The 6235-nt window shown below is 62.7% G+C and carries 9 protein-coding genes and 1 pseudogene; 5 read left to right on the top strand and 5 right to left on the bottom strand.

Annotated features, from left to right (window positions below):
* The 3 genes and pseudogenes from IVA82_RS01860 to IVA82_RS01850 all read left to right on the top strand — a co-directional run.
* Window positions 1–311 (top strand): annotated as a pseudogene (locus IVA82_RS01860) (hypothetical protein); the annotation flags it as partial.
* Window positions 312–481: 170 nt separating this feature from the next.
* Window positions 482–883 carry a PaaI family thioesterase gene (locus IVA82_RS01855; protein WP_247384657.1) on the top strand — a complete coding sequence of 134 codons (402 nt, stop codon included), beginning with the start codon at window positions 482–484 and terminating at the stop codon, window positions 881–883.
* 168 nt (window positions 884–1051) lie between these two features.
* On the top strand, window positions 1052–1675 hold the full coding sequence (locus IVA82_RS01850) for a GNAT family N-acetyltransferase (protein WP_247384656.1): 624 nt from the start codon (window positions 1052–1054) through the stop codon (window positions 1673–1675).
* A 62-nt stretch (window positions 1676–1737) separates the two neighbouring features.
* Here the strand turns inward: IVA82_RS01850 and IVA82_RS01845 are convergent, their stop codons facing one another.
* The 3 genes from IVA82_RS01845 to IVA82_RS01835 all read right to left on the bottom strand — a co-directional run bounded on the left by IVA82_RS01845 (window position 1738) and on the right by IVA82_RS01835 (window position 3693).
* Window positions 1738–2043, bottom strand: coding sequence for a hypothetical protein (locus IVA82_RS01845; RefSeq protein WP_247384653.1), 306 nt, complete (start codon window positions 2041–2043; stop codon window positions 1738–1740).
* Window positions 2044–2225: 182 nt separating this feature from the next.
* On the bottom strand, window positions 2226–2915 hold the full coding sequence (locus IVA82_RS01840; RefSeq protein WP_247384652.1) for a DUF2161 family putative PD-(D/E)XK-type phosphodiesterase: 690 nt from the start codon (window positions 2913–2915) through the stop codon (window positions 2226–2228).
* Between the two features lie 97 nt (window positions 2916–3012).
* Window positions 3013–3693, bottom strand: coding sequence for an SDR family oxidoreductase (locus IVA82_RS01835; RefSeq protein ID WP_247384651.1), 681 nt, complete (start codon window positions 3691–3693; stop codon window positions 3013–3015).
* Window positions 3694–3912: 219 nt separating this feature from the next.
* Between IVA82_RS01835 and IVA82_RS01830 the strand changes: the two genes are divergently transcribed.
* Window positions 3913–4527, top strand: coding sequence for an SGNH/GDSL hydrolase family protein (locus tag IVA82_RS01830; protein ID WP_247384649.1), 615 nt, complete (start codon window positions 3913–3915; stop codon window positions 4525–4527).
* Between the two features lie 41 nt (window positions 4528–4568).
* Here IVA82_RS01830 and IVA82_RS01825 read toward each other — a convergent pair whose 3' ends face one another.
* Entirely contained in the window at window positions 4569–5312 is a 744-nt protein-coding gene (locus IVA82_RS01825; RefSeq protein WP_247384648.1) for a tyrosine-protein phosphatase, read from the bottom strand.
* Between the two features lie 85 nt (window positions 5313–5397).
* Between IVA82_RS01825 and IVA82_RS01820 the strand changes: the two genes are divergently transcribed.
* Window positions 5398–5709 (top strand): MliC family protein, encoded by a 312-nt coding sequence (locus IVA82_RS01820; RefSeq protein ID WP_247384646.1) that lies wholly within the window; start codon window positions 5398–5400, stop codon window positions 5707–5709.
* A gap of 127 nt (window positions 5710–5836) precedes the next feature.
* Here IVA82_RS01820 and IVA82_RS01815 read toward each other — a convergent pair whose 3' ends face one another.
* Window positions 5837–6040, bottom strand: coding sequence for a DUF2735 domain-containing protein (locus IVA82_RS01815; protein ID WP_247384645.1), 204 nt, complete (start codon window positions 6038–6040; stop codon window positions 5837–5839).
* Window positions 6041–6235: the final 195 nt, after the last annotated feature.

The raw sequence follows: 6235 nt of genomic DNA, 5'->3' as shown, positions 1-6235 counted from the left end.
TCGAACAGGGTAAATGGCTGCGGCAGGTCGTCACCGGCTACTTCAACGACCATGCGGTGCCGACCAACAGTCGGGCGCTCAGCGCCTTCCGCTTCTTCGTCATCGAACTCTGGAGACGCACGCTCCGGCGCCGCAGCCAGACCGATGGCATGAGGTGGGAGACGATCAGTCGCCTCGCCTGTGACTGCCTCCCCAGGCCCAACATCCGTCATCCTTGGCCGCGAGCACGCTTCGCCGTCACTCACCCGAGGTGGGAGCCGTATGCGGGAAAGCCGCACGTACGGATCTGTGCGGGGGGCGCTCAGCAATGAGCGTCCCTACCGCGACCGCTGCGCTCGCAATGACAATGGAGGGATCAGAAGCGCATCGCGTCGAGCGCAACCGCCGGCCCGATGTCACGCTTGCCATTACCTCGGACGTCATTGCTTTGCGGCGCGGGGCAATTCACGTTGAGAACCACAACGAATTGGGAGGAGATCCGATGACGCCGCTTGAGAAGCTTAAAGCGATGAGGATGCCGTTTGCCGAGCTCAAGGGCGTCGAATTCGTCGAGGCCGAGAAGGATCGCGTGGTGGCGCGGATGACGGTCAGGCCTGATCTCTGCACGCTTCACCACACCATCCACGGAGGCGCGGTGATGGCGCTGGCCGATTCCGTCGGCGCAGCCGCGACCGTGATCAACCTGCCGGAGGGCGCGAAGGGCACGACCACGCTGGAGAGCAAGACCAATTTCATCGGCGGGGCCAAGGAGGGAACCACCATCGTCGCCACCGCGACCCCGGTGCACCGGGGCCGGCGGACCCAGGTCTGGACGACTCGGCTCGAGACCGAGGACGGCAAGCTGGTTGCCGTGGTTACCCAGACCCAGCTCATCCTCGTATGACTTCGGGGCGTTGATTTTGTTAACGATTTAGTCGCTTCCGGTGCCTCTAACTTGGGCAGGTTCCCGTCTTGAAAAATATGGTGCGACGCACAATATTGGAGGTCTAGGGATTCGAACGCCTCCTCGAGGGACACCAAGAGGAGTTTTGACTTGTCACTCGAAGTAGACTTGGCACTTGAAGACATCACCCGCACGCCGTCCGGCTCAAAGTCCGTCCGGGGTTACGTGCGGACCTTGAGCCAGCAGGAAGAATTGCCGCTTTTGCGCGACCACCTGTTGAGGCTCGATGCCGAAAGCCGGCACGACCGTTTCAACGGTTTTCTCGACGACAGTTTCATCGAGCGTTACGCCGGCCGCTGCGCCGAGGATGGCACCGTGATCGTCGCCTACATCGTCGACGGCGTGGTGCGCGGTGCGGCCGAGCTGCATCCGCCGGAGCAGGGGTCGCTCCCCGAAGTCGCCTTCAGCGTGGAAGCCCCCGCACGCCGACAGAACGTCGGCACCGAGCTGTTCAGCCGCCTGATCGCGGAAGCGCGCTGGAAGGGTTTCAAGCGGCTGTGCATCACCACGGGCGCGGAGAATCACGCCATGCGCGCGCTTGCCAGGAAGTTCGGCGCGCACCTGCAATTCCGCCACGGCGAATCGACCGGGACCATCGATCTGGCCAAGACGCCCGAAGCCGAACTCGCCGAACTTGCAGCAGCTCCGTTCACGGCCAGCCGCGCCTTGCTCAGCTTCAATTCGACCTGCTGGAAGCTCATCTCCAGCATGTACGGCAACCGCGCCGCCTAAAATCAAAAAGCGGACCGGCAAGTCCGGTCCGCTTTGAAATCAGGGTTAGCGATATAGGGCGTTCAGGTGCCGGTGCGCTTGTCGTTGCCGAAGCGGCGGACGACGCGGCGTTCGACCACGACCGAGCGCTGTGCCCCCTGTTCGCCGGCGATCACGCGGGTCGCGGTGATACGGCTATTGGTGCGGGTCTGTTTCTTCACCTCGGCCTGCACGACATCGAGCGGCATCCCCATCAAGGCTGCGGCGATCTCGGCCTGCTGCTCCTGATCCTCGGTGATACCGACGGCGGCGAAGATCGCCTCGTCCAGGGTGGGCGGATCGTGGCGGACGCGCCGCGTGCCGTACTTGGTATTCCAGTCTGCGTTCATAGGTGCCTCGTTTCGATGCCGGGATACCTAGTGCCGTATATGTTGCATTGCAATATGAAATTGGTGTGGCATCTCAGCTATGCACTCAAAGCTTCGCGAGCTGGTTGGCGATGAGATCGAGTGTTGTCGGGCCTGTCACACTGCCAGTCACCACGATCATGCGCTTTCCCATATGCCCGTGGCTAGGGCAGTGCCGCTTCGCGTGCAGTGTCTCCGACCGGCGCTTGCGGCCAGCGCTTGAGCGCCGCGTGGCCGGCGTCCGTCAGCCCATAGATCCCGCGCTCGGCGCGCTCGAACCAGCCATAGACATTGTGCAGCAGAATCCTGCCTGCATCGGGGCAGCGCTCGCGCAGTTCGCGCACCGGCCGTGGGCCGGCGGCAAGTGCGGAGGCGCAGGCCAGCGCCTGCTGGCGATAAGCCGTCATGATCGGCGCGCGCGTGCTGCCGCCCAGCACTGGGTCGCCCAGGCGCCGCTGATGTTCGGCAACCAGCCGTGAGCGCGTCTTCGGCTCGCGGCGCGGCGCCGCGGTAGGCGGCTTCACTAGCACCTCGACCTCGCCGCGGTCGGTGACCCCGAGCATTCCGAAGCCGAGCCGCCGGCAGAGATTGCGATAGCGGGCATCGCTCTCGCGCCCCTTGCCGCGCACCGACATTTTTGCAGCGATCCAGATCTCGTCGCCGGCCGGCGCGCGGTCCACGGCCTGAAGGATCAGTTCGAGATTGAAGGCGAGCTTGAGCTCGCCGATCACCACCACCACCGGCGGGTCGCCGGCGCTGAGACCCACGAGATCGCAGCCGCCGATCTCGCCCTTGACCGAGAAGCCGAGTTCTTCGAGGAAGCGTTTGACGGGCAGGTAGAGCGCGGTTTCCACAGGCTTTCCGATCGGAGAATCAGTTGCAGGCAGTCTAGAGCCTTCTTGGGTCCGGTTGAATCAAACCCGCCGCTGGGACAACCCGATCGGTATGCGACTACACCCGTCCGCTCACCGGGATCAGCGCTCCGGTGATGCCGCTCGCGGCATCGCTGGCCAGGAAGAGGATGACCTCCGCGAGTTCCAACGGCGTGACCCATTCGGAGAAGTCTGCATTCGGCATGCTGGTGCGGTTGGTGGCCGTGTCGATGGTGGAGGGCAGGACCGCATTCACGGTGACCTTACCCTTCCACTCATTGGCCAGCGCCTCGGTGAGACGATGTACGCCTGCTTTTGATGCGGCGTAGGGGCCCATGCCGGCGCTTGCCTGGAGCCCACCGATGGCGCCGATATTGACGATGCGGCCGGTCTTGGAGGCGGCAAGATGCGGCAGCGCCGCGCGCGAGGTGTTGAGCGCGGTCAGCACGTTGAGCGCAAACATGCGCTGCCACGCCCTGGTGTCGCCGTCGCCGACGGTCTCGAAGGCAAAGCCACCGGCGATGTTGATCAGCGCATCGAGCCTTCCGAAATGTTTTGCCGCAGCTTCAATCGCAGTCGTCGCCTGCGCCGCGTCGGACAGATCGACGCCGCCGAATTCGATGCGTTCGGGCGTCAGAGGTGCTTGCGATGGCGCGTAATCGATTCCGGCAATGCGCGCGCCCCGCGCCTGCGCGACTTCTGCCACGACCTTGCCAAGTGCGCCGAGCGCGCCGGTCACAACAAACACTTTTCCCGGCACGGTACTCTCCGTCGTTTTCAATTCGCTCTTATCATTGCTCTTGGCGAATTGGACTTGCAATGGCGGCGGCTTCAAGGCTGAATGAGCGATGCAACGTCAGGTCGTGGAGGAGGGTCATTTGTGCCCGATAATTTGCCGACCGTCGAATTTCCCGCTGCGATCGTCGATCTCAGATATTCGCTGACGACATTCCGACAGGTGTTGAACGGAAAGGGGCCCGTGCGGATCGTCGCGATGGGCTCGTCCTCGACGGCTGGACGAGCCGACGTCGTTCCCTTTCCCTACAGGCTCGAAATGTATCTACGGCAGCGATACAAGGATTCTCACCCGAATATCCGGATTGATGTGCTCAATCGGGGCAAGGGCGGCGAGGACGCCAACGAAGAGCTCGACCGCTTCGAGACGGATATTTTCCAGGATGATCCCGCGCTGGTCATCTGGCAGGTCGGGACGAACGCCGTCTTTCACAATGATAAATACGACGTCGAGGTTGTGGCCCAGAACATCCGGAAAGGCCTGGCGCAATTGCGCGCTCGCGGTTTTGAGGTTCTGCTGATCGATCCGCAGTACGTGACGAAGATGCTCTGGGATGACCGCGCCGAGCTGTCGGATAAGATGGTGCGCCTGATCCGCGCTGCGGCCGATGAGGCCAAGGTCAATCTGTTTCAGCGCTGGGCGCTGATGCGTCATTGGCACGTGCAAAACAAAGTGTCGTTTGAGCAATTATTGGATACGAGCGATCCGGACCAGCTGCACCAGAGCGACTGGAGTACCTGGCAAGTGTCGGTCGCGCTCACGAATGCCATCGTCAAGGCCGCGGCACCGATGGCTTGAGGCGACCGCTGCAAGTCAGGCTTGCAGATGACCGCTGCAAGTCAGGCTTGCAGATAACGCTCCTGCAGCGCCGTCCGCTCGGCCGCACCCAACTTGAGCCCGTCGCGCAAGTAAGTTTCGAGGTCGCCGTAGTCGTCCCCGACGGCTTCGAAAGCGGCCGCAAGATACGAGGCCTCGACGCTGCCGATGGCGTCGAGAACGTCGGCAGGAAGATCGGAGGCGCTTGAGGCATCGCGCTTGTAGTACCTGTTGGTCAGCAGATAATCCTCGGCAATGACGTCGTGGGGCACGCCGAGCGCATGCAGGATCAACGCGCTGGCAAAGCCGGTGCGGTCCTTGCCGGCCGTGCAGTGGATCACCAGCGGCGCGCGGTCTTCGAGGAGGTGGCCGAACAGCGTGCGAAAGCTGTGCGTGTTATGGCGGACATAGTTGCGATAGGATTCCCGCATGATATCGAGCGCGACCGGCGCGGTCAGAGAGCCGCGAGCGAGCTCGGCGCGCAGCGCAGCCACCACCGTCGGCTCGATCGGCAGCGAGTGCACGGTGATCTCATTCACGACGCAGACGCCGGCTGCGCGCTCCTCCAGCCCACGAAAATCGAACGCGCTTCTGACGCCGAGCGCGCGGACGATCTCGATGTCATCAGCCGTGAGCTGGCCGAGATGGTTGGAGCGGAAGACGTGCCGCCAGCGCGTGGTGCGGCCGTCGGCGGTCGGATAGCCGCCGAGGTCGCGAAAATTGCTGGCGCCTTGGAGGCTGAGGTGGCGGGCAGGGGAGTCTGACATCGGATCAGCTTGGGTTATGTTTCTTGAGTTATGTTTCGTGCGGACGCTCTTGCTACGCGTCCGTGAGTCGATTACGGGGGCAATCATGGACCTGCACAAGGCCATTCTTTTGGCCATCACCATGCTGGCGGGCGGAATTCTCGGCGCGCGGCAGGCCGGTGCCCAGACGTTCCAGACCTATCGCTGTACCGATGGTACGCAGTTCAGCGTCGGGTTTTATGACGACGACAAGCGCGCCTTCCTTCAGATCGACGGCGAGCCGGTCACGCTCGCCAAACGGCTGACGGTCTCGGGCACACGCTATTCGGGGGCGGGGACCACGCTGACGATCGGCAAGACCGGAACCACCACGGTCAGGCATCTAAAGCGGCCCGCGACGGCCTGTGCGGTGATCTGAGCTCAGCTTCGAAGCAAGAATCAAAGAAGCAAGAATCAAAAAGGGCCGAAACTTCGTTGTTTCGACCCTTTTTCAGCTGCCGCCGGGCGCTTCGAAGAGCGCGGCGGTATCAAACCAACCACAGGCATCAGCGGTCCCATTTCGGCTTGGCTTCATCGACCGCTTCCTGGTGGTACCAGCTCTCGCTGCAGATCGTCTCGTTCGCGGGGAGCGAGGCGTGGTTGGCGGGAAGGCGGGTCTCACCGTAGCGGCGTCCGGCGAGAGCCGAGCGGCCCCCGACGGGGAATTGGTAGATCTGTGCAGATCCGTGACTCAGTCCATTATTCATCATTGCGGTATCTCCTGAGATCGCAGCGCTTGGCCTCCATGGTGCGCCCGACTCGTTGGCTTGTGGTTACTGGAATCCCCATATCGGCCGTGCATTCCCAAATGCAAAGTGCTGAAAAGGAAATCAGTGTTGGCCTATTTTGTGGGCAATCCGCATTCTGCTTCCCCCAAGGCACAGGTTCGGTAGCTAACGCTTGGG

The sequence above is a fragment of the Bradyrhizobium sp. 142 genome (assembly GCF_023074015.1).
In the GTDB taxonomy this organism is placed as follows: domain Bacteria; phylum Pseudomonadota; class Alphaproteobacteria; order Rhizobiales; family Xanthobacteraceae; genus Bradyrhizobium.
Note: the sequence above shows the minus strand (reverse complement) of the source record. Positions and strands in the feature narration are given on the sequence as shown.

Excerpts from the sequence above, each read along its gene's own strand:
- IVA82_RS01855 (WP_247384657.1), top strand. The coding sequence starts at position 482 with ATGACGCCGCTTGAGAAGCTTAAAGCGATGAGGATGCCGTTTGCCGAG.
- IVA82_RS01845 (WP_247384653.1), bottom strand. The coding sequence starts at position 2,043 with ATGAACGCAGACTGGAATACCAAGTACGGCACGCGGCGCGTCCGCCAC.
- IVA82_RS01825 (WP_247384648.1), bottom strand. The coding sequence starts at position 5,312 with ATGTCAGACTCCCCTGCCCGCCACCTCAGCCTCCAAGGCGCCAGCAAT.
- IVA82_RS01815 (WP_247384645.1), bottom strand. The coding sequence starts at position 6,040 with ATGATGAATAATGGACTGAGTCACGGATCTGCACAGATCTACCAATTC.
- IVA82_RS01820 (WP_247384646.1), top strand. The coding sequence starts at position 5,398 with ATGGACCTGCACAAGGCCATTCTTTTGGCCATCACCATGCTGGCGGGC.